20 protein-coding genes are annotated in these 20,944 nt (G+C 64.5%); 11 read left to right on the top strand and 9 right to left on the bottom strand.

What is annotated here, in order from left to right:
* The first annotated feature begins 90 nt into the window (after positions 1–90).
* Positions 91–1,227 carry a porin gene (locus BBA01S_RS05285; RefSeq protein ID WP_027815524.1) on the top strand — a complete coding sequence of 379 codons (1,137 nt, stop codon included), beginning with the start codon at positions 91–93 and terminating at the stop codon, positions 1,225–1,227.
* 96 nt (positions 1,228–1,323) lie between these two features.
* On the top strand, positions 1,324–2,232 hold the full coding sequence (locus BBA01S_RS05290; protein WP_027815525.1) for a LysR substrate-binding domain-containing protein: 909 nt from the start codon (positions 1,324–1,326) through the stop codon (positions 2,230–2,232).
* Between the two features lie 103 nt (positions 2,233–2,335).
* Here BBA01S_RS05290 and BBA01S_RS05295 read toward each other — a convergent pair whose 3' ends face one another.
* Genes BBA01S_RS05295 through fae form a run of 3 tightly spaced genes read right to left on the bottom strand, consistent with a single transcriptional unit; the run spans position 2,336 to position 5,356 of the window.
* Positions 2,336–3,790 (bottom strand): NAD-dependent succinate-semialdehyde dehydrogenase, encoded by a 1,455-nt coding sequence (locus BBA01S_RS05295; RefSeq protein WP_027815526.1) that lies wholly within the window; start codon positions 3,788–3,790, stop codon positions 2,336–2,338.
* The gene (locus BBA01S_RS05300; RefSeq protein WP_027815527.1) at positions 3,787–4,806 is read right to left on the bottom strand and encodes an aldo/keto reductase; all 1,020 of its coding nucleotides are present in this window, start codon (positions 4,804–4,806) and stop codon (positions 3,787–3,789) included. The genes BBA01S_RS05295 and BBA01S_RS05300 overlap by 4 nt, the downstream gene beginning before the upstream one ends.
* Positions 4,807–4,834: 28 nt before the next feature.
* Positions 4,835–5,356: a formaldehyde-activating enzyme gene (gene fae, locus BBA01S_RS05305; protein ID WP_027815528.1), complete on the bottom strand. Its 522-nt coding sequence runs from the start codon at positions 5,354–5,356 to the stop codon at positions 4,835–4,837.
* Positions 5,357–5,660: 304 nt separating this feature from the next.
* Here fae and BBA01S_RS05310 point away from each other — a divergent pair, with 304 nt between their 5' ends.
* The 5 genes from BBA01S_RS05310 (at position 5,661) to BBA01S_RS05330 (ending at position 10,854) form a co-directional block, all read left to right on the top strand.
* Positions 5,661–6,710 carry an ABC transporter substrate-binding protein gene (locus BBA01S_RS05310; protein ID WP_042296008.1) on the top strand — a complete coding sequence of 350 codons (1,050 nt, stop codon included), beginning with the start codon at positions 5,661–5,663 and terminating at the stop codon, positions 6,708–6,710.
* A gap of 45 nt (positions 6,711–6,755) precedes the next feature.
* A complete protein-coding gene (locus BBA01S_RS40095) occupies positions 6,756–7,721 on the top strand; it encodes an ABC transporter permease (protein WP_042296010.1) in 966 nt (321 codons plus the stop codon).
* 45 nt (positions 7,722–7,766) lie between these two features.
* The gene (locus BBA01S_RS40100) at positions 7,767–8,591 is read left to right on the top strand and encodes a quaternary amine ABC transporter ATP-binding protein (protein ID WP_052391673.1); all 825 of its coding nucleotides are present in this window, start codon (positions 7,767–7,769) and stop codon (positions 8,589–8,591) included.
* 10 nt (positions 8,592–8,601) lie between these two features.
* Positions 8,602–9,768, top strand: coding sequence for an MFS transporter (locus BBA01S_RS40105; RefSeq protein WP_042296012.1), 1,167 nt, complete (start codon positions 8,602–8,604; stop codon positions 9,766–9,768).
* 207 nt (positions 9,769–9,975) lie between these two features.
* Complete coding sequence (locus tag BBA01S_RS05330) at positions 9,976–10,854, top strand: LysR substrate-binding domain-containing protein (RefSeq protein ID WP_042296014.1); 879 nt, start codon at positions 9,976–9,978, stop codon at positions 10,852–10,854.
* Here BBA01S_RS05330 and BBA01S_RS05335 read toward each other — a convergent pair.
* The 4 genes from BBA01S_RS05335 to aldA all read right to left on the bottom strand — a co-directional run bounded on the left by BBA01S_RS05335 (position 10,827) and on the right by aldA (position 16,698).
* Positions 10,827–12,509 carry a GMC family oxidoreductase gene (locus BBA01S_RS05335; RefSeq protein ID WP_027815531.1) on the bottom strand — a complete coding sequence of 561 codons (1,683 nt, stop codon included), beginning with the start codon at positions 12,507–12,509 and terminating at the stop codon, positions 10,827–10,829. The two genes, BBA01S_RS05330 and BBA01S_RS05335, sit on opposite strands and share 28 nt — an antisense overlap.
* A 28-nt stretch (positions 12,510–12,537) precedes the next feature.
* Positions 12,538–13,755, bottom strand: a complete 1,218-nt coding sequence (locus tag BBA01S_RS05340) for a mandelate racemase/muconate lactonizing enzyme family protein (protein ID WP_027815532.1) — start codon at positions 13,753–13,755, stop codon at positions 12,538–12,540.
* A 12-nt stretch (positions 13,756–13,767) separates the two neighbouring features.
* Complete coding sequence (locus BBA01S_RS05345) at positions 13,768–15,138, bottom strand: MFS transporter (protein WP_042296015.1); 1,371 nt, start codon at positions 15,136–15,138, stop codon at positions 13,768–13,770.
* Positions 15,139–15,276: 138 nt separating this feature from the next.
* A complete protein-coding gene (aldA, locus tag BBA01S_RS05350; RefSeq protein ID WP_027815534.1) occupies positions 15,277–16,698 on the bottom strand; it encodes an aldehyde dehydrogenase in 1,422 nt (473 codons plus the stop codon).
* Between the two features lie 390 nt (positions 16,699–17,088).
* Here aldA and BBA01S_RS05355 point away from each other — a divergent pair, with 390 nt between their 5' ends.
* The 4 genes from BBA01S_RS05355 (at position 17,089) to BBA01S_RS05370 (ending at position 19,164) form a co-directional block, all read left to right on the top strand.
* A complete protein-coding gene (locus BBA01S_RS05355; RefSeq protein WP_027815535.1) occupies positions 17,089–17,271 on the top strand; it encodes a hypothetical protein in 183 nt (60 codons plus the stop codon).
* A gap of 53 nt (positions 17,272–17,324) precedes the next feature.
* Positions 17,325–17,513, top strand: coding sequence for a DUF6726 family protein (locus BBA01S_RS05360; protein ID WP_027815536.1), 189 nt, complete (start codon positions 17,325–17,327; stop codon positions 17,511–17,513).
* Between the two features lie 13 nt (positions 17,514–17,526).
* Entirely contained in the window at positions 17,527–18,339 is an 813-nt protein-coding gene (locus BBA01S_RS40110; RefSeq protein WP_156965868.1) for a hypothetical protein, read from the top strand.
* Between the two features lie 177 nt (positions 18,340–18,516).
* Positions 18,517–19,164, top strand: a complete 648-nt coding sequence (locus tag BBA01S_RS05370) for a flagellar basal body L-ring protein FlgH (protein ID WP_042296019.1) — start codon at positions 18,517–18,519, stop codon at positions 19,162–19,164.
* Positions 19,165–19,259: 95 nt separating this feature from the next.
* On the opposite strand, the gene BBA01S_RS40115 is transcribed toward BBA01S_RS05370, so the two are convergent.
* Positions 19,260–20,036, bottom strand: a complete 777-nt coding sequence (locus BBA01S_RS40115) for a response regulator (RefSeq protein ID WP_042296021.1) — start codon at positions 20,034–20,036, stop codon at positions 19,260–19,262.
* 82 nt (positions 20,037–20,118) lie between these two features.
* Positions 20,119–20,679: a hypothetical protein gene (locus BBA01S_RS05380; protein WP_027815538.1), complete on the bottom strand. Its 561-nt coding sequence runs from the start codon at positions 20,677–20,679 to the stop codon at positions 20,119–20,121.
* Positions 20,680–20,944: the final 265 nt, after the last annotated feature.

Consider the following 20,944-nt stretch of genomic DNA (forward strand, 5'->3'; position numbering starts at 1 on the left):
AAATTAATTCGCCATACCAGGTAAATACCTAAGTCAGCATCCAACCAGAAATGGGCGCCGCAAAGCGGCGTCCGGACAAGGAGACTCGGAGTGAAGAAGAAACTTCTCGCGGCGCTGCCGCTCGCGCTCGCCGCAGCAGGCGCCCACGCGCAAAGCAGCGTCACGCTGTACGGCATCATCGACCTCGGCGTGGACTACGCCAACAACGTCGTCAACGGCGCGAACGGCAACCTCGTGCCGGGCAGCGGCGGCCGCCTGGTGCAGATGCAAAGCGGCGTGCCGGCTGGCAGCCGCTGGGGCCTGCGCGGCTCGGAAGACCTGGGCGGCGGCTATTCGGCGATCTTCCGCCTCGAAAGCGGCTTCAATGCGGCAACCGGATCGGCAGGCGGCGGCCTGATGTTCTCGCGTAACGCCTATGTCGGCCTGAAGTCGGAGCAGTATGGCCAGGTCACGCTGGGCAAGCAGTGGGACGCCACGGTCGACCTGATCGAGCCGTACTCGCTCAACGGCAATTACGGCGGCTGGTACTTCGCGCACCCGAACGACATGGACAACCTGGACAACGGGTTCCCCGTCAACAACGCCGTCAAGTACATCAGCCCGGTGATGGCAGGCTTCCAGTTCGAGGGCCACTACTCGTTCGGCGGCCAGGCCGGACAGTTCTCGAACAACGCTTCGTATAGCGCGGCAGCGGCCTACACGCTGGGTTCGTTCAGCGCGGGCGTGGGCTACCTGCGCATCAACGACCCGATTTCGGCCGTGGCCGGTTACGGCAGCGGCGGCGGCTACGTGAACACGATCTACGGCAACGCGCTGGCCAATGCGCGCTACCAGGGCATTCTCTCGGCGGGCGCATCGTACGTGCTGGGCAGCCTGAAGATGATGGCCAATTACTCGAACGTGGACTTCTCCTCGGGTAACGGCAGCCACGACCTGCACTTCCAGAACTACGAGCTGTCGGGCACGTATGCGTTCACGCCGGCCTTCACGGTGGGTGCAGGCTACACGTTCACGATGGGCCAGGATCATGCCACCGACGCGTCGCCCAAGTACCACCAGGTCAACCTGATCGCGCAGTACTCGATCTCGAAGCGCACCTCGGTCTACGCGATGGGTTCGTACCAGCACGCAGCAGGCGGCGCAGAAAACGCCCAGATCACGGGCTTCAACCCGTCGAGCACGCAGAACCAGGTCGTCAGCCGCGTGGGTATCACCCACTCCTTCTGACGGTTGCGGTGGACAAAACGCCGGCGTAAAGCCGGCGTTTTTCCGTTCCGCGCTCCATTTAGCGATCCGTACTATTTCGCATCAAGAGGTTGCAGCATGCGCCGCCTTCCCTCCCTTTCGGCCCTGCGCTCGTTCGAAGAAGCCAGCCGTACCCTCAGCTTCACCAAGGCGGCGCAGAACCTGCACGTCACGCAGGGCGCCATCAGCCGCCAGATCCGCCTGCTCGAAGACTACCTGGGCACGCCGCTGTTCATGCGGCATCACCACCGGCTGGAGATTACCGCTGCGGGCAAGCGCCTGTTGCCCACGCTCCAGGCCGCGTTCGACAGCATCGCTCATACGCTCGATACGATTCGCGCCGATCCTTCCAACAGTCTCCTGAGCCTGAACGCCGCGCCGACGCTCGCGACGCGCTGGCTCACGCCGCGTCTGCGCGATTTCCAGACGCTCCATCCCGACCTGCGCATTTCCATCACGAACGAATACGGGCCGCTGCACGGCAGCGAGCGCAACGAGGACTGCCAGATCCGCTTCGGCATGGAACCGCTGCCGGGCGGCCAAAGCACGCTGCTGATGCGCGAGCGTCATGTGCTGGTGGGATCGGCGCGCGAGTTTTCGCAAGCGCCGGACAGCACGCAGGCGTTGCGCGAGATCCTGGCGCAGCATCCGTGGCTGTATATCCTCGATATCGACCGGCGTCTGCTGGTGTGGGAAGCGTGGCTCGAAGCCGCGGCGCTCGACGTGGAAATGGCCCCGCGCGGCGAGCTGGAATTCAGCACGCTCGATCAGGTGATTCATGCGGCGGTGGCAGGGCTTGGCATCGCGGTCGCAGACCGGCACATGATCGAGCAGGAACTCGCGAACGGCACGCTGGTGCAGTTGAGCGAGGTCGAGGTGGACGGGCCGTCGGGCTATTGGCTCGACGTGCGGCCCGAGGTGCAGGAGACGGTGCGGGTGAAGAATTTCAGTCAGTGGCTGATCGGACATCACGCCGCAAGTCGCTAGATTCAAGGCACAAAAAAAGCCGCTACGCTTTCACGTAGCGGCTTTCGCCCAGAGGGGCAAAGCGTGGAGAACGCTCAATACCCGATGCCATTGACAGCGGGCTTCAGCCCAACCCGCCCATCATCATGTACTTCGTCTCCAGGTACTCGTCGAGGCCATACTTCGACCCTTCGCGCCCCAGACCCGATTCCTTCACGCCGCCAAAAGGCGCGACCTCGGTCGAAATGATCCCTTCGTTGATGCCGACCATGCCGCTTTCCAGCGCACCCGCGACGCGCCACACGCGACCAATATCGCGCGCATAGAAGTAAGCCGACAAACCGAACTCGGTATCGTTCGCCGCCTGGATGGCTTCTTCTTCCGTATCGAAACGGAATATCGCCGCGACCGGGCCGAAGGTCTCTTCATGCGCGAGCATCATGCCGCCGTGCGCGCCGGTGATGATGGTCGGCTCGTAGAACGTGCCGCCCAACGCGTGCTCCTTGCCGCCGCACACGATCTCGCCGCCCTTCTCGCGCGCATCGCTGACATGCGCCTGCACCTTGCGCAACGCCGCCACATTGATGAGCGGCCCTTGCGTCGCGCCCGCTTCCATGCCGCTCGACACACGCAACGCGCGCACCGCCGCCGTGAGCTTCTCGACGAACGCGTCATGCACGCCCGCCTGCACATAGAAGCGGTTCACGCACACGCAGGTCTGCCCCGTGTTGCGGAACTTCGATGCCATCGCGCCTTCCACGGCCGCATCGAGGTCGGCGTCGTCGAACACGATGAACGGCGCATTGCCGCCCAGTTCAAGCGAAACCTTTTTCACGCTGTCCGCAGCGGCGCGCATCAGCAGCTTGCCCACGCGCGTCGATCCCGTGAACGAGATCTTGCGCACGGCCTTCGACGCCATCAGCGTGTCGCCGATCGCGGGCGCATCGCCCGTCACGACGTTGAACACGCCGCGCTCAATGCCGGCTTCCTCGGCCAGCACGGCGAGCGCGAACGCGCTCAACGGCGTTTCCTCGGACGGCTTGAGCACCATCGTGCAGCCCGCCGCCAGCGCCGGGCCGGCCTTGCGCGTCACCATCGCGAGCGGGAAGTTCCACGGCGTGATCGCGCCGACCACGCCCACGGCTTCCTTCGTCACGACGATGCGCGCGCCCTTCTTCGGCGCGGGAATCACGTCGCCATAAGCACGGCGCGCTTCTTCCGCGAACCAGGTGAGAAAGCTCGCCGCGTAGCCGACTTCGCCGAGCGCTTCCGCGTACGGCTTGCCCTGCTCCGCGACCATGATGCGTGCGAGGTCTTCACGATGCGCGAGCATCAGCTCGCCCCAGCGGCGCACCTTCGCGGCGCGCTCCGCCGCCGTGGCGTCGCGCCACGCGGGGAACGCATGCGCGGCGGCCGCCACGGCTTGCAGCGTTTCGCGCGCCCCGGCGCGCGCGACCTCCGCGAGCGGCTTGCCCGTGGCCGGATCGGTCACCGTGAAGGTGGTATCGCCCGCGACCCATTCCCCGTCGATGAAGCTCGACGTGCGCAGCAGGCGCGTTTCCTTGAGGCCGTCGATCATGCTGCGATCTCCAGGCGGCGCGACGCGCGCGGCACGCGCGGAATGCGCGACGTCACGTAGTCGTTGATGACATCGCACGGCGTGTAGTTGCGGTCGAGCTCATAGAGTTCGTCGGCGTCGAGCTTCGTTTCCAGTGCTGCGAGCGCGCTGTCGAATTGCGCGACCGTGTCCGCGCCCACGAGCATCGACGTAATGCCAGGACGATTGAGCACCCACGCCTGGGCGATCTGTGCGCACGACACGCCGCGCGCCAGCGCCACATCGGCCACCGAAAGCGCCACGTCGCGCGAGACCTGATCGTCGTACATCTGCGTGGTGAAGAAGTCGGTCTGGTTGCGCACCGACTTCGCATCGCCGGACAAGAGGCCGCGAGCAAGCGGGCTGAACACCGATACGCCCACGCCCTGATCCTGGCAGAACGGCACCATTTCGCGCTCCTCCTCGCGATACGCGCAGTTCAGCTGCAGCTGCATGTTGATCGGGCGTGCGAAGTTATAGCGCTCGCACGCCTGCAGGATCTTCGCGAACTGCCACGTGAACATCGTCGAGACGCCGATATAACGCGCCTTGCCCGAGCGCACGATGTCGTTGAGCGCATCCATCGTTTCTTCGACGGGCGTATTCACGTCGAAGTAATGCAGCATATAAACGTCGACGTAATCGGTCTGCAAGCGGCGCAGCGAACCGTCGATGCCGTCCATGATGTGCTTGCGCGAATGGCCCTGGTTGTTCACGCCGCCGCCAATCGGATAGCCCACCTTGGTGGTCAGCACAAGCTCGTCGCGCTTCGCGATGCGCTTGACGATGCGGCCCACGACTTCCTCGCCCACGCCCGTCGAATAGAAGTCCGCGAGGTCGATGAAGTTCACGCCCGCTTCGAGCGCATGGCGCACGATCGGCTCGCTTTGCTCTTCGTTATAGATCCACGGCTTCCAGTCGGGCGTGCCCATGTTCATCGTGCCGAGGCACAGGCGCGACACTTTCAGGCCCGAGCGGCCGAGTTGCACGTATTGCATCGTAGTCACCTGATAGAGGAGTCGCGACTCAGGCCGCTTTGGCCTTGGGCGTATAGAACGGATTGCTGATCTGATCCTTGATCTTCGCGATGTCGTCGAGCTTCGGCAGCCCGTTCATGGCAGCGCGGATCGCGGTCTTGCAGGCGACGTAGTTGTTCTCGTAGACGGCGTCCAGGTCATCGCACGACCAGTTCACCCAGTTCGCGGTGACGATGCACCATTCGTTTTCGGCTTCGGGCGGCAGCGTGCCGTCGAGCATCGCTTCCGTGACGGCCTTCGCGATGGCCGCCTGCGATGCGCCCCACGTGGCGTTGCCGTGCAGGTCGCCGCGAATGTCGGCCTTGTTCACGTAGAGCGTGGCGGGCTTGACCGGCACGTTGGGCTGCGCGACCACCATGAACGGCACGTGGCCTTGCGACGGCGAAGACAGGCTGTTCGTGAACGCCTGACCGACGGGGCCGTTGCGCGGGCCGATCATGATGTTGATGTGGGCAGCGTTTACGCCTGGTCCTGCAAAACCTTCGCCGATATAGACTTCCAGGGCTTTCATAGTGACTCCGTCTCCTGTGGTGCCAGTGTTTGATTGATGCGCTGCAACGTGCGGTTTTTATCGATGCAGGCTGAGCGTCGAGACGAATTCCAGCACACGCCACGCAGCGCTGAAAGCTATGAAATCTCATGGGGGCATGACGCCGGATCATCGGCATGAGATCAGGTAATGCTTCGATGACTTTTCGTGGCTTTCGCAACCCAAAATGCTGCCGTTAGACTCTGTTCGCGCCGAAATGAAAAACCGCAAAAAGCCGCTTGATACAGCGGCACGCACGGCGACCCCGACAACGAACGGAGGAGACATGCAACGAATCACGAAAGCAGGTGTACGCCTCGCCGCGGCGCTGGCACTCACCTGCGCCGCGACGAGCAGCTTTGCAGCAGGCAATAGCGCAGGCAACTGGTGCCAGTCAGGCAAGACCGTGAAGCTCGCCCAGGTCACCTGGGAAAGCGGCGCGCTGATGACCGAAATGGTGCGCACGGTGCTGGAAAAAGGCTACGGCTGCAAAACCGAAGTCGTGCCGGGCGCCACCGCCGCCACCGAAACCGCGCTCACCAATAACGACCTGCAAGTCTGGGCCGAACACTGGACAGGCCGCAGCCCGATCATTGCGCGCGGCCTGAAAGACGGCAACGTGAAGCTGGTCGGCGAGCTGATCCCCGGCGGCGACAAGGAAGGCTGGTACGTGCCCGACTACGTGATCAACGGCGACGCCAAACGCGGCATCAAGCCGCTCGCACCGCAACTGCGTTCGATCGCGCAACTGCCGCAATACAAGGATCTTTTCAGCGACGACGAAGAACCCGGCAAGGGCCGCTTCTATAACTGCCCGGCAGGCTGGGATTGCGAACGTTTCAACAACCGCCTGCTGTCGGCCTACAAGCTCGGCGACGATTACACCAACTTCCGCCCCGGCACCGGCGGCGCGCTCGACGCGGCGATTGCCTCGGCCTACGAACGCGGCAAGCCCATCCTCTTTTACTACTGGCAACCGGCCGGCCTGATGGCGAAGTACCACTTCGTGCAGCTCGCGGGTGCGCCCTACTCGGACGCCTGCTGGAACACCATCGCCGACCCGAAGGGCACGCCGTGCGCGTCGGCGTTCAAGGTCTCGCACCTGAAGGTCGCGGTCTCCACGCCGTTCTTCGACGCCCAGCCGGACGCCGTGTCCTTCTTCGAAAAACTGAGCCTGCCGCTCACGCTCGACGAACAGCTGGTGCAGCAGATGCACGACAAGAAGCTCGACGCCTCGACGGTCGCGCGCAGCTTCTTCGAGCAGCACCCCGAAATCTGGAAGCAATGGGTCACGCCGGATGTCGCGGCGCGCGTGCAGGCCGGTCTGAAGACCTGATCCGCACTTACCGCATCACATGTCACACGCTGAATGAGGCTCACCATGGGATCTCCCTTTCTCCACCTGTCGATCGCCGATTGGGTCAACGATCAGGTCACCGCGTTCGTGCAGCAATACGGCGACGCGTTCCACAACTTCAGCGTACTGATGCTGCGCGACGTGCTCGTGCCGCTCGAAGGCCTGCTGCGCGCCATGCCGCCGCTGCTCGTGCTCGCCCTCGTGGGCCTCTTGAGCTGGCATGCCTCGCGCCGCGTAGGCGTGGCGCTGCTGTTCGTCGGCCTGCTCTGGCTGATCGGCTGCTTCGGGCTGTGGGACAAGCTCATGCAGACCTTCGCGCTGATGGTGGTCGCCACCGTCATTTCCGTGGCGCTGGGCGTGCCGCTCGGCATCCTGGCGGCCGGCAGCGCCACGCTGCGCCGCATCCTGCTGCCGGTGCTCGACGTGATGCAGACGCTGCCGAGCTTCGTGTACCTGATTCCGGTGCTGATGCTGTTCGGCCTCGGCAAGGTGCCCGCGATTCTCGCCACCGTCGTGTACGCGCTGCCGCCGCTGATTCGTCTGACCGATCTGGGCATCCGTCACGTCGACGGCGAGATTGTCGAAGCGGCGCGCGCCTTCGGCACGACGCGCACGCAACTACTGTTCGGCGTGCAGTTGCCGCTCGCGCGTCCGAGCATCATGGCCGGTATCAACCAGACCACGATGATGGCGCTGTCGATGGTGGTGATCGCGTCGATGATCGGCTCGCGCGGCCTCGGTGAAGACGTGCTCGCGGGCATCCAGACGCTCGACGTGGGCAAGGGCACGCAGGCCGGCATCGCCATCGTGATTCTCGCCATCGTGATCGACCGCATCAGCCAGGGCTACGGTCAGGGCCGCCGCACGCGCGGTCTCGCGCGCCAGGGCAAGCAGCCGTCGCGCATTCCGTTTCGCCGTGCGCGCAACCAGGCCGACAGCAACGCCGACGCGTCCAAGGCCAGCGACCTGAGCGGCCAGCCGGCCAAGTAATGCGCTCCAGCGCAGTACCTACGAACACGTAAAGAGGTAACGAACATGAGCGGCATCGAAGTCAAACACGTGTACAAGATCTTTGGCGCGCGCGACGCGAGCGAGCGCGCGCTGGAACTGCTGCGCGGCGGCGCGGGCAAGGCCGAAGTGCTGGAAAAGACGCGCTGCAATGTGGGCCTGAACGACGTGAGCCTGTCGATCGGCTCGGGCCAGATTTTCGTCATCATGGGCCTGTCGGGCTCGGGCAAGTCGACGCTCGTGCGTCACTTCAACCGCCTGATCGAGCCGACCGTCGGCGAGATCCTGATCGACGGCAAGGACGTGCTCAAGCTCAACGACAACGGCCTGCGCGAACTGCGCCGCTATGGCGTGAGCATGGTGTTCCAGAGCTTCGGCCTGCTGCCGCACCAGACGGTGCTCAATAACGCGGCGTACGCGCTCGTCACGCGCGGCGAAAAGAAAGCGGCGGCGCTCGCGAGTGCGCGCGAATGGCTCGGCAAGGTGGGACTCGGCAATTACGGCGACCACTACCCCGACGAGCTTTCCGGCGGCATGCGCCAGCGCGTGGGCCTCGCGCGCGCACTGGCGGCGAACACCGACGTGCTGCTGATGGACGAAGCGTTCTCTGCGCTCGACCCGCTGATCCGCACGGAAATGCAAGACCAGTTGCTCGAACTGCAAAAGACGCTGCAAAAGACCATCGTCTTCATCACGCACGATCTGGACGAGGCGCTGCGCATCGGCAACCAGATCGCGATCCTGCGCGACGGACGCCTGATCCAGTGCGGCACGCCCGAGGACATCCTGGAGCGCCCCGCCGACGATTACGTGCGCCGCTTCGTCGAGCGACGCAGCGCCGTGACGCACTAAGCGCCCGTTCATGCGGGCGCTCTATGGCCTGCTGGGCGGCTACACGGTTCTCGTCTGCGGCAACAGCCTGCTCACCACGCTGATCTCGCTGCGCATGCTTGAGGCCGCGCATGGCGCGCTTGGCGTGGGGCTGGTGCAGTCGTGCTACTACGTTGGCTTCATCGCGGGCGCGCTCGGACTCGGGCCGCTGGTCGGGCGGATCGGGCCGCAGCGCGCCTTCATTGGTTTTGGCGCGCTCACGGCGCTGGCCGCGCTCGGCTATCTCTCCTTCGATTCGCCCAACGCCTGGGCCGTGCTGCGGTTCGTGACCGGCTTCAGCATGGTCGGCGTGTTCACGTCGATCGAAAGCGGCGTGAACGGCGCCGTGCCGAACGAGCGGCGCGGGCGCGCGTTCGCGCTCTATCTCGTGCTGACCTATCTGGGCGTGAGCGCCGGGCAGTTCCTGCTGGGCGTGGGCGCGCCCGGCAGCAATGTCGAACACGCGCTCGTCAACGGGCTGTATGTGATTTCGCTGATTCCTGTCGCGCTGGTCGGCGACTGGCAGCAGAGCGTGCCGCCGCCCGTCACCGAGGCGGCTGCGCGCGCCTCGCCGCTCGCCACGCCCAAGCGCCCTACGCTGCTGCTCGACGGCCTGCGCGAACTCGCACGCGTTGCGCCGCGCAGCGTGCCTGCGTGCATCGGCGCCGGTTTGCTGTCGAGCGCCTTCTACGCGCTCACGCCCGTCTATCTCGCGCGCATCGGTTTTCCGGCGGGCGATATTTCACACGCGATGGGCATTGTGCTGATCGGCGCACTGCTCTCGCAATGGCCCGTGGGCAGGCTGTCTGACCGGCTCGGACGGCGCACCACGCTCGGCGTGGTTTCGCTCGTCGCGGCCGTCGCTGCGGCGGCGCTGATCGTCGTGCGCGTGCCCTGGCTCGTCGATACGCTGCTGTTCCTGTATGTCGCGCTCACCTTCACGCTGTATGGCGTGATCGTCTCGGACGTGAACGACCACGTCGACCAAAGCCGCCGCGTGCAGACCAGCGCCACGCTGCTGCTGGTGTTCTCGCTGGGCGGCGCAGCCGGGCCTACGCTGGCGTCGCTGTTCATGCGCCTGCTCGGCCCCGGCGGTCTTTACGTTTTCGCGCTGGCCATCACGCTCGGTCTCGCGGCGCTGTCAAAGGCGCGGCGCTGAATGGCGGCCGGTCGCAAGCCCGCGCGGGCGGTCGCACAAATCGCACAAATCGCCAAAGCCCCACAAGCCGCCAAACCCTCAAAAGTCGAAAAAGCCCCACAGGCCGCAGCGGCCCCCGAGGCCGCGCGTCCCGGTATACTCCGTCGTTTTGGCGCAGCGCCTTTTCGCGATAGCGCCACCCGCGAGGAGACGACCTTGAAGCGAAAGATGCCGGCGCTGAACGCCCTGAAGGCGTTCGAGGCGGCAGGCACGAGCGGCAGCTTCACCCGCGCCGCCGAGCAGCTGAACGTGACGCAGAGCGCGGTGAGCCGCCAGGTGCGCCAGCTGGAAGAACAGCTCGGCGAAACGCTGCTCGAACGCCATCATCACCGGCTCGAACTGACCGAGGCCGGGCGCGCGCTGTTGCGCACGCTCCAGCAGTCGTTCGACCGCATCGAGGTGACGGTGCGCACGATCCAGCAAAAGAGCGACCTGAACCGCCTGCGCGTGAACGCGCCGCCTACCTTCGCGAGCCGCTGGCTCGTGCCGCGCCTCACGCGTCTGCACGCGCGCCATCCCTCGCTCGAATTGAGCCTGACGACGCAGGTGCAGGACACGCTCGCCGATTCGACGGCGCTCGACTGCGCGATCCGCTTTGGCGACGGCGAATGGGACGGGCTGGAAAGCTCGCTGCTGATGCACGAGTCGCATATCGCCGTGTGCGCGCCCGCGCTGATGGCGAACGGCCCCGTCGATCTCACGCAGCAGACGCTGCTGCACGTGCTGGCTGCGGAAAACCAGCGCTACATGACGTGGCGGCACTGGCTGGACGCCGCGCGTATCGAGGACGTGGACACCTCGGGCGGCTATGAATTCGACCTGCTCGACCACGCGATCCGCGCGGCCATCGAAGGACTGGGCGTGACGATGGCCGATCGCAACATGATCGGGCGCGAACTGGCCGATGGCCTGCTTGCGCCGGTGCGCGACATCCATGTGGATGGCCGGCAGTCCTACTGGTTCGTGGTGCGGCCCGAACAGAAAGCGTCCAGGCCGCTCCAGCTTTTCCGGCAGTGGCTTCAGGACGAGATCGCCGCCGCCCGCTGAACGTTGTCCGCAAGGCCGCGCGCAGCAATCGTGCGGTCTGCGTCTTCGAGAATCAGGTCGGCGCCCTTCTCCCCGACCATCATGGTCGCGGCGTTGGTGTTGCCGGACGTGATGTTCGGGAAGATCGACGCATCGACCACGCGCAGTCCGTCGATGCCATGCACACGCAGGCGCGCATCCACCACCGACGTTTGCGGATCCGGGCCCATCGCACAGCTGCCGCACAGGTGATAGATCGAGCCGCTTTGTTCGCGGAAGAACTTGAGCATGCTGGCGTCGTCGGTGACTTCGCCTGCGGGCGTCACTTCTTCCACCGTGATGTCCTTGAGCGCCTTCGCCTGCATCAGCTTGCGCACCAGGCGGCTGCCCGCGATCGCCTCGTCGCGGTCTTTCTGCGTCGACAGATAGTTGCCGCGAATCTTCGGTGCGTCGGCCACGTTGCCCGAGGCAATCTCGATCGAGCCGCGGCTCGTCGGACGGCACGGATTGAAGCAGACGAGAAAGCCCGAATACGGTTCCGGCGTCAGTTGCGCACGATTTGACTTAGGAATCCGATACGACAGCGGGTTGAAGTACACCTGCATGTCCGGATGCGTTTCATCGGCCTGCGTGCGGAAGAATCCGCCTGACTGGTTCACGCTCATCGAGAACGGGCCCGTGCGCTTGAACAGGTACTGCATGCCGAACTTGAGCTTGCTGGCCCAGCTGCTGAACGCATCGTTGAGCGTCTTCACGCGCGAGCGATAGTAGAAGCTCACGCACAGATGATCCTGAAGGTTCTGGCCCACGGCGGGCAGTTCATGCAGCACACTGATGCCATGCTGCTTGAGCAACGCGGCCGGGCCCACGCCCGAGAGTTGCAGCAGCTTGGGCGAGTCGACCGCCCCCGCCGCCACGATCACTTCGCGCTTTGCATGAACGGTGCGCTTCGTGCCCTGCTGCATGAATTCCACGCCGATCGCGCGCGGTGTATCCGCAGACGTATCGAACAGCACGCGCGTCGCGTGTGCGTGATGCTCGATCTTCAAATTCGGGCGCTCGCCAGCGCGATGCAGGTACGCAAAGCTGCTCGACGCGCGCTGGCCGTTACGCGTATTCACGTCGTAAATGCCGACGCCTTCGAGCTTCGCGCCGTTGAAGTCGTCATTGCGCGCGTAACCGAGCTGCTCGCAGCCTTCCAGGAAGGTCTTGCAGATCGGATGCGCGCCGTCCTTCATCGGCGAGATGCGCACCGGGCCGTTCGCGCCGTGCCACGGCGTATCGCCGAGCGGGTGCGATTCGAGCTTGCGGAAATACGGCAGCACGTCCTGATACGACCAGCCCGGATTGCCCGCCGCGGCCCAGTCGTCGAAGTCGCGCGCCGCGCCCCGCACGTAAATCATCGCGTTGATCGAGCCCGATCCGCCCTGCACCTTGCCGCGCGGCGCGTAGATCTGGCGGTTCGCGAGTTCCGGCTCCGGCTCGCTGTAGTACATCCAGTTGTGCACCTTGTTGTAGTACAGCTTGGCGAAGCCAATCGGGATCTTGAACCAGAACGAATTGTCCGAGCCGCCCGCTTCGAGCAGCAGCACCGAATGGCGTCCCGACGCCGACAGCCGTTCGGCGAGAATGCAACCCGCCGATCCCGCGCCGACAATAATGTAGTCGTAATTCATCGCTATGCTCCCACGCGTCTATCCGCGCTCATCCACGTGCAGGCGAGGTATCGCGCACGTCGGCCGGCTGGCTCGCCATCTGGAGGTGCAGGCGCTTGCCGGTGTAAGGCGTATGCGCGCGCACGACGTCCATGTTCAACTCGACGCCCAGGCCCGGCGCCTTCGACGGAATGATGTAGCCGTCTTCCCACTGGATCGGCTGCTTGAGGACTTCCGCATGGAAGCCGCCCCACGTGCCGATGCTTTCCTGGATCAGGAAGTTCGGCGTGCAGGCCGCGAGCTGGATGCTCGCCGCTGCACCAACCGGCCCGTTGTAGAGATGCGGTGCGATCTGCGCGTAATAGACCTCGGCGAGCGTGGCCACTTTCTTCGCTTCAAGCAGGCCGCCCACGCGCGCGACGTTCAACTGGATGATCGACGCAGCGCCCGCTTCCAGCAGCTTGTGGAACTCGTACTTCGTGGTCAGGCGCTCGCCTGCCGAAATCGGAATGCTGGTGTGCTTCGCGACTTCGGCCATCGCGTCGGGCTGGCCCGGCGGCACCGGCTCTTCGAACCACAGCGGATCGTATTTTTCGAGGCGTTTCGCGAGACGGATCGCCGACGACGGCACCATCTGCCCGTGCGTGCCGAACAGGATATCGGCCTGGTTGCCCACGGCTTCGCGCACCTTGCGGCAAAACGTTTCGCAACGGTCGAGCACTTCCAGCGAAAGCTGGTGGCCCGAGTACGCCGTGTAAGGCCCAGCCGGATCGAACTTCACGGCGGAGAAACCCATCTTGACCATCTGCGCGGCGCATTCGGCGGCGAGGTCGGGGTCGTCGTAGTCGTACTCGCCGCGGGCGTTCTTCGGATAAAGATAGGTGTACGAACGCAGACGCTCGTTCACCATGCCGCCGAGCAGTTCATAGACCGGCTTGTTCGCCGCCTTGCCGATGATGTCCCAGCAGGCCATTTCCAGGCCGCTGACAATGCCCATCATCGTCAGGTCGGGGCGCTGCGTGAAACCGCTCGAATAGGCTTCGCGCCACAGACGCTCGACGTGGTGCGGATCGCGGTCGAGCAGATAGCGCGAGAACGCGTCTTCGATGGCTGGCACCATCACGTCCGGATGGAAGGTAGCCGCGTAAATTTCGCCGACGCCCTGGATGCCGCAATCGGTTTCCAGCGTGACGAAGATCCAGTACATGCCGCCGAGGTGCGGAGGCGGCACCGCGACGACGTGCGTTTGCAATGCAACGACTTTCATGGTTCGGGCGTATTAGGCAGGTTGTGAAGGGGACATACGCGTGGACATGCGCTTGAGCACGAGCGCGGCAATGCCGCCGAGCGTGCCGATAGCGGCCACGTAAGCGAAATAGAACTGATAGCCGAGCATGCCCGCGTAGTGCTCCGTGATGTAACCGTTCAGGAGCGGCAGGAAAATGTCCGACGAATAACCAATCAGGGACACGAGGCCGATGGCGAGGCCCGTAATGCGCATGGGAATCGCGCAGTAGTCGAGCAGCGTCCAGTAAAGGCCGCGAATCGCGTAAGTCATAAGGCCGATGAAGAGCACGACCGCGCCCAGCAGCGCCATGTTGCGCAGCGACGGCAGCACGATCAGGCCGATCAGGCCCGCGACGGCCAGGAACATCGCCCAGATCAGCACGCGCAGATTCGACAGGCGGTCACCCAGATAGCCGCCGCCGATGCCGCCGAGCGGACGCATCCAGAGCTTGAGCGTCGTGACCATGCCGGCCGCCACGACCGTCATGTGCATCTCGCCCTGCTGCAGGTACGCAGAGAAACTATAAGTCGCCCAGAAGATCTGGTAGCCGCAGAACACCACCGCTGCCACGAGCCACAGTTGCGGAATCTTCGCGAGCGTCGAGAGATCGCGCCAGAGCGCACCGCGTGCGTTGGTCTGCGCCGCATCGGCAGCGGTTTGCGCATCGTCCTGCACGGGCGCGGCGTCCTTGAAGAAACTCATCAGCGCGCCGATGCCGATACACGTGAACGAATACAGGAAGATCACGTGACGCAGGCCCGCCGCTTCGCCACGCCCCGAACTCGTTGCGGCCGCAAACAAGGCCAGCGCGACGGTCGCGAGCAGCGCTTCGACCAGGCCGCGCCCGCCGTCGAGCAGGCCGAAGAAGCGGCCCTGTTCGTTCGCCCCCGCGATCATGCGCACGCGCTTGAGCACCGAAGCCCAGAACGTGAGGCCCGTCGTCAGCCCCCAGCAGCAAAAGATCACGAGCAGCGTGTGAAACGACGGCGCGGTCGAATACCAGAGACCCAGCGCGCCGGTGCCGATCAGCGAAAAGCAGATCAACAGGCGCGGCGCGACGCGGTCGGCGAGCCAGCCGCTCGGCAGGTACGACAGAAAGAAAATGATGCCGAGCACCGAGTACAGGTAGCCCAGTTGCGCGTTGTCGATGTGGAACACATCGAGCATCGTGGTCTGATAGACCTGGCGCAGATAGAGAATCGGATAGATGGCGCCCGCGGCCAGCACAAGCAGCAGCAACTGGCCGTAGCGCTGCATTTTGCCCGCGGATGTGGCGATGGACGAGGCGTCGGCGCGCGGCGAGGCCGCAGGCGCAACGGGTGCGACAGGTTTCGCGATGGACTTCTGCAAGATTGTCTCCATACCGCAGGCTCGTTTGCATCCTTCGACGCAACGGCCAGCGTTTCTTCAAGCGGGCGTCCGTTGCAGCGGACGCCCTTTTTTCGCAGGTGCGAGATTCGCTCAGTGATCCGAACGAATGGGTTGGGTCTTTATCTTTCGTTAAAACGGCATGACGACGAGGCGCGTCTGCGTGAATTCGAGCATGCCATGCTTGCCGTCGTCGCCGCCCAGGCCCGAACGCTTCCAGCCTGCGTGGTAGCCCTGGTACGGGTCGGCGGGCGTGCGGTTGACGTACAGCTCGCCGGCCTCGATCTCGTTGGCGACACGCATCGCCGAGCGATATCGCTCCGTGTACAGCACCGACGACAGACCGAACTGGTGATCGTTGGCCATGCGCAGCGCGTCGTCGAGCGTCTCGTACGACAGCACCGGCAGCACCGGCCCGAAGATCTCTTCCTGCACGATCTCCATGTCCTGGCGGCAGGCGCTCAGCAGCGTGGGCGGATAGAAGTGGCCCGCGCCTTCGGGCAAGTAGCCGCCCGTTTCCACCTTCGCGCCGTCAGCCACGGCGCGCTCGACCATTGCGTGGATCGACGCACGCGCCAGCTCGCTGATGAGCGGGCCCATGTGATCCGCGTTCACCGCGCGGTCGCCGAAGCTCACTGCCTTCATCTTGTCGCGCAACAGTTCGACGAATCGCGCGTGCACCGACGCCTGCACATAGACGCGCTCGATGGCGGTGCAGAGCTGGCCGCAGTGCGTGGTCTTGGAGCGCACGATGGCCGTGGCCGCCGCTTCGAGATCGGCGTCGGCTTCGATGATGGCCGGCGTCTTGCCGCCCAGTTCGAGCGAAGGCCGCGCGATGTTTTCCTTGCAGTAGTCGAGCACCTTGCGGCCCGCCGCCACGCTGCCGGTCAGCGAAATCATGCCGACGTCGCGATGCGTGCAGAGCACGGCGGCGGTGTCGTGATCCATCGCCAGCACGTTGAAGAGGCCCGGCGGCAGTTGCGCGTCCTGGGCGGCGCGCGCCACTTCGAACGCCGAGCACGGCGTGTTGTTGCTGGGCCGCGCGACCACGGCATTGCCCGTGATGAGCGCCGGCGCGATCTTGCGCAGCAACGAATAGATCGGGAAATTGAACGGAATCAGGCAGGCGGCGACGCCAATCGGCTCGCGCATCAGGATCAGATTCTCGTTGGCGCTGTCGCTCGGGATCACCTCGCCTTCGATGCGGCGCGCCCACTGCGCGTGGTAGCGCAGGATCTCGGCGGCGTAATGTGCTTCGGAGGTGGCGTCGGCGACGCTCTTGCCGGACTCGGCCGCCAGCACCGCGCCGATCACGGGCGAGCGGGCGTCGATGGCATCGGCAAAGCGGTTGAGGATCACGCCGCGCTCGGCGGCGGGCAGGCGGCGCCAGCTGCGCTGCGCGGCGGCCGCGGCCTCGACGGCGCGGATCGCGTCGGCGGCGCTCGCGGCGCTCACGTGAGCGATGAGTTCGCCCGTTGCCGGATTATGGACGGCGATGCGCTGCGCGTCCGTTTCGAGGAATGTCCCGTTAATGAAATTGTAATCTGCTCGCATGATGTGAAACCTGATCGTCGCCATCTGAGGTTGGCGCAGTATCCCGCCGTCGCGGAAAGGCTCACAAACGATAAATTGTCGAGGCAAGCATGCGTTTTCCGCATGCTTGCGCAAGGCCCGCCACGTAAGGGTTTCAGCCCTTACCGGCGGCAAGGTTGCGCAACATTTCGAGCAGTGGCACGGCGCTTTCGCGCCGGTATTTGTATACCCGCGAAAGGACTCGTAAGGCTTCCGGTAAAGCGCCCCTTTGATTGTTGCTTCATGGCAAGCCGCTTGACGCGAAGATTCCCTCGCCGCCACGAAACCCATTTTCGGGCGGTGCATCACGGGGGCGGCCGCTGCGGCGGCGCGCGCCCTCCTCTTCGTTTCATTGTGCCAAGGAGGCCCCACATGACCAGCTCCATCGGTTCCAGCAACCTTACCCGCCCGGCCTCGCTAGAGCCGCTCGCGAACAATCGCAGCAGCAAACCCAGCGGCCTGCAACAACCGGCCGGCAACACGTCGGGCAAGTCCGAATCCGTGCTACCGACCCCGGTCGGCCCGCTCGGCCACACCATCAACACCACTGCATGACCACTGCGTCGATTGTCGTGTCGTACTCCCAGGTAATGTCCAGGCTGACCACCATGCAACTTTCCAATGGTTTCGCGCGTACCGCGACAGCCCTTTTGCTTGCCAGCCTCGCGCTGCCGCTCGACGGCTGCGCGGTCGTGGCATTTCCCTGCCGTGTCGCTTCGGCGACGCTGAAGATCGTGCCCGTCGTCGGACATCCGGCGGCGATCCCGTTCGACGCGTGCGCGGCGGCAGTCGACTAAGCGGAGCAGCATCATGAAACGGGCGTCGTGGATTGTCTGCACGGTAGGGGCCATCGGTGCGCTATGCGCCGGCTCGTTCGCCATGCCGGCGTGTGCCGGGGCAGCAGGCTCCGCGCCGCCCGTTACTGCGCCAGCAGCAACGCAAAACGTGCACAAGGCCGAGCTTGAGCAAGCCCAGCAAAAGTCGTCGAATCCGCCGCCATCGCATGCGGCATCATCTGCGCCGTCGCCACGCCGCCTCGCGGCCGCGCGTACGCGTGCCGCCGTGCAGGACGATACGCCGTTCTCGTTTCGCGGCATCGCGCTAGGCATTACGCTCACGGCGCTGCGCGAAGCGAACATGATCCGCGCGACGCCGCACGAAAGCACGCTGGTGTGCGAAACCGATGTGGCAGGCGGCGACATCGGCATGATGCTCAAGAGCTACGCCAGCCCGAATGTGGCCTGCCGCTGGGCCCACCGCACGTCGAATGGCTGGACGCCGTCGCTCGCGGTCGTGGCGGGAGCGCCCGCGCTCGATCACGTGCTGCGCTTCGCGCACGACGCGCCCGGCGAGCCGCTGCGCCTGTACGAAATGTCTTTCGTGGTGGACAGCATGACCGCGTTCGACCTGCGCGACCTGCTCGCGGCCCGCTACGGCAAGCCGCATATGCGCGGCACCGCCGACGTGCCGTTGCTCGTCTGGGACAACGCCGCCAGCACCATCACGATCTGCGTGCTGCCCGATGGCGGACGCGCCACGCTTACCTATTTGCTGAAACCACCCAGCCCGCGCCCCAAGGGCTTAGAGCGCGCGTTGAAGGTCAGCCAGTTCGACGAAGGCTGAATCCCGTCTGGCTGTCTTCTGGCTATAGAGGCCGATAAAACCGAGCCCGCCACTACGCGTATCCCGACGAAAATGATGAAATCTTCCCGCGCTCAACACCTTTCCGTTACATCGGATTCCTTACCTTCGATTACGAACCGGAAAGCGGCGAAACATTCGCTGTCGTTCGTGTCGTGCATGTCGTTCGCGCTTGCGGCCGCAGCGCTTTCGGGCTGCGCCACGCCGGACTCGATTGTCGAGACGCCGATGACGCCGCCGCTCGCCGAAGCGCCGCTCAACGTCAACACGAGCGGCTCGATCTACCAGGCGGGCACCTCCGTCGCGCTGTACGAGACGCCGCGCGCGCAGCATATCGGCGAAGTGCTGACGATCCGCCTGTCCGAGACCTATACCGGCAACGATACCGCCACCGCCGCCGCCAAGCGTTCGAGCGACATCACCGCCACGGCCGCCGATCAATCGACCGGCACGGCGGCGCGCCTCGCACGCCTGTTCAATATCGGCTCGGCGTCCACGAGCTTCGACGGCAGCGGCAGCCACACGCTTTCCAGCGGCATGAACGGCACGCTGGCCGTGACGATCATCAGCAAGACGCCAACGGGCAACCTGGTGGTGTCGGGCGAAAAGATCATTGCGATGAGCGGCGAGCATCAGCGCCTGCGTCTTTCGGGCATCGTGAATCCCAACGATGTGGAAGCCGACAATTACGTCGATTCCGGCAAGATCGCCAACGCCCGCATCGAGGAAATGGGCCACGGCATGCTCAACGACGCCACGACCGTGGGCTGGCTCCAGCGCATGTTCCTGAGCGTGCTGACGTTCTGATTCTCCGGTTTCAACGGACGCAAAAAAGGGCGAATCGCTTTAACCGGCGATTCGCCCTTTTTGCTGGCGCCTGACATTAACGCAGGCGCCTGACGTCAATCGTCTTCGATTTTCACGTCGTTTTTATATTCGCCCTTATATTCGCTGTAGCGCTCCGCCACGCCCACTTCCCCGTCGGGCACGAATACATAGCCGTGGCCCCACACGGTCTGCAGATAGCGCGGCTCGGACGGATCGGTCTCGATCAGGCGGCGCAGGCGCCAGATCGCCACGTCCAGGCTGCGGTTACGATATTTCCCCGCTTCGCCGTAGACGATTTCGATGATCTGCTCGCGCGAGAGAATCGTCATCGCGTGATTGACGAACAGCTTCAGGAAGGCGAATTCGCTCGAACGCAGCGGAATGCGCTCCTCGTCGCGATAAAGTTCGCGCGAGCGGAAATCCAGCTCGAAAGGGCCGAAGCTGAACGACGCGCGGCTTTCCGGCGCGCCCGTCGCACTTGCCACGCTGCGGCGGCGCATGACCGTGCGAATGCGCGCAGCCAGCTCGCCCGGATCGAACGGCTTGCCCACGTAATCGTCGGCGCCGAATTCCAGCCCCAGCACGCGATCGATGACCTCGTTGCGCGCCGTCAGCATGATCACCGGCAGGTCGTCGCCGCTTGCGCGCAGTTCGCGCAACGCGGTAATGCCATCGACCTCCGGCATCATGATGTCGAGCACGACCACCTGGGGCCGCTCGGAACGCAGCTTGTTTTGCAGGGCGCGCGCCGACGGCAGCGCGGTGACGGTGAAGCCGCGCATCTGGAGATACTCGGCGGTGACGTCGCGCACGACGGGATCGTCGTCGACGAGGAATACGTTATTGGTCATGCGCAAATCGTAAGGGACTCGCCACGCGTGGCATAGACCCCTTACCTTCCCATTCCTTTCCTGAAAGATGCGGCGAGAAAGATCACTGGCCGCTTGAAGCCGCCTCGAACGAACTCGCGAGGCGCGTCTGGTCGACCACCATGCTGTCGATCAGGCCCTGAAGCTTCACGGTCGCGCTGGAAAAGCGGTCGGTGCTCAGCCCGTGCACCTCGTAACGCGCGCTGACGGCGATACGGTTGTGCAGGAAGATCGTCATGTTGATGGTCGAAAGATACGCCTTGCTGTCGTCGCTGAAGGTCGGGCGCCCGAACTCGATCGACGCGTTATAGACCAGCCGGCCGGCGCAATTGGACGGCTCGGTGCCCGGACTATAAAGATCCGAGCGCACGCCGCGCTGCGCGAGCGCGTATTGCAGCGAGGGCACGAAATCGGCCGCCGTCACCATCGGATTGATCTCGATGCAGACGTCGGTGAGATTCACGGGCCGTCCCGTCACGAATTTCGGCGACGAGTAATTCGAGGCGACCGCATAACCGGCCTGGATCACCGAGCCGGTGGCGTCGGCGGCCGTGATCAGCGTCCACGCGCAGCCGTTGAGTGCGAGCGCCGCCGCGCAAAGTGAGGAGCGGAAAACGTTGAGCATGGAGACCGTAAGCAGAACGCGTCGATGGGCTGCACGGCGCGCTGGCACTCATCGGGCAAGCGCGGACGGCAGGACTCGACGTGCATCATCGCGGCAAAGCATGGCGGCCGATGGCGCAGTCATGGGCCAATGTTGAAAGTGGCTTTCCAGTTCTTCGCGAATCTCTCATCGGGTAAGCATTTTTGAACTGTCCGCCTGCTGCCAGCGGCATTGGGCGGGCATCGAGCGAAAATCTCGCACCCCAGTTCTTACCGCTCGCACCCTA

Source organism: Paraburkholderia bannensis NBRC 103871 (assembly GCF_000685015.1).
GTDB lineage: Bacteria > Pseudomonadota > Gammaproteobacteria > Burkholderiales > Burkholderiaceae > Paraburkholderia > Paraburkholderia bannensis.

Bases quoted from the DNA above. Each gene is read 5' to 3' on its own strand.
- BBA01S_RS05290 (WP_027815525.1), top strand. From the start codon at position 1,324: ATGCGCCGCCTTCCCTCCCTTTCGGCCCTGCGCTCGTTCGAAGAAGCC.
- BBA01S_RS05295 (WP_027815526.1), bottom strand. From the start codon at position 3,790: ATGATCGACGGCCTCAAGGAAACGCGCCTGCTGCGCACGTCGAGCTTC.
- BBA01S_RS05300 (WP_027815527.1), bottom strand. From the start codon at position 4,806: ATGCAATACGTGCAACTCGGCCGCTCGGGCCTGAAAGTGTCGCGCCTG.
- fae (WP_027815528.1), bottom strand. From the start codon at position 5,356: ATGAAAGCCCTGGAAGTCTATATCGGCGAAGGTTTTGCAGGACCAGGC.
- BBA01S_RS05310 (WP_042296008.1), top strand. From the start codon at position 5,661: ATGCAACGAATCACGAAAGCAGGTGTACGCCTCGCCGCGGCGCTGGCA.
- BBA01S_RS40095 (WP_042296010.1), top strand. From the start codon at position 6,756: ATGGGATCTCCCTTTCTCCACCTGTCGATCGCCGATTGGGTCAACGAT.
- BBA01S_RS40100 (WP_052391673.1), top strand. From the start codon at position 7,767: ATGAGCGGCATCGAAGTCAAACACGTGTACAAGATCTTTGGCGCGCGC.
- BBA01S_RS40105 (WP_042296012.1), top strand. From the start codon at position 8,602: ATGCGGGCGCTCTATGGCCTGCTGGGCGGCTACACGGTTCTCGTCTGC.
- BBA01S_RS05330 (WP_042296014.1), top strand. From the start codon at position 9,976: ATGCCGGCGCTGAACGCCCTGAAGGCGTTCGAGGCGGCAGGCACGAGC.
- BBA01S_RS05335 (WP_027815531.1), bottom strand. From the start codon at position 12,509: ATGAATTACGACTACATTATTGTCGGCGCGGGATCGGCGGGTTGCATT.
- BBA01S_RS05340 (WP_027815532.1), bottom strand. From the start codon at position 13,755: ATGAAAGTCGTTGCATTGCAAACGCACGTCGTCGCGGTGCCGCCTCCG.
- BBA01S_RS05345 (WP_042296015.1), bottom strand. From the start codon at position 15,138: ATGGAGACAATCTTGCAGAAGTCCATCGCGAAACCTGTCGCACCCGTT.
- aldA (WP_027815534.1), bottom strand. From the start codon at position 16,698: ATGCGAGCAGATTACAATTTCATTAACGGGACATTCCTCGAAACGGAC.
- BBA01S_RS05355 (WP_027815535.1), top strand. From the start codon at position 17,089: ATGACCAGCTCCATCGGTTCCAGCAACCTTACCCGCCCGGCCTCGCTA.
- BBA01S_RS05360 (WP_027815536.1), top strand. From the start codon at position 17,325: ATGCAACTTTCCAATGGTTTCGCGCGTACCGCGACAGCCCTTTTGCTT.
- BBA01S_RS40110 (WP_156965868.1), top strand. From the start codon at position 17,527: ATGAAACGGGCGTCGTGGATTGTCTGCACGGTAGGGGCCATCGGTGCG.
- BBA01S_RS05370 (WP_042296019.1), top strand. From the start codon at position 18,517: ATGTCGTTCGCGCTTGCGGCCGCAGCGCTTTCGGGCTGCGCCACGCCG.
- BBA01S_RS40115 (WP_042296021.1), bottom strand. From the start codon at position 20,036: ATGACCAATAACGTATTCCTCGTCGACGACGATCCCGTCGTGCGCGAC.
- BBA01S_RS05380 (WP_027815538.1), bottom strand. From the start codon at position 20,679: ATGCTCAACGTTTTCCGCTCCTCACTTTGCGCGGCGGCGCTCGCACTC.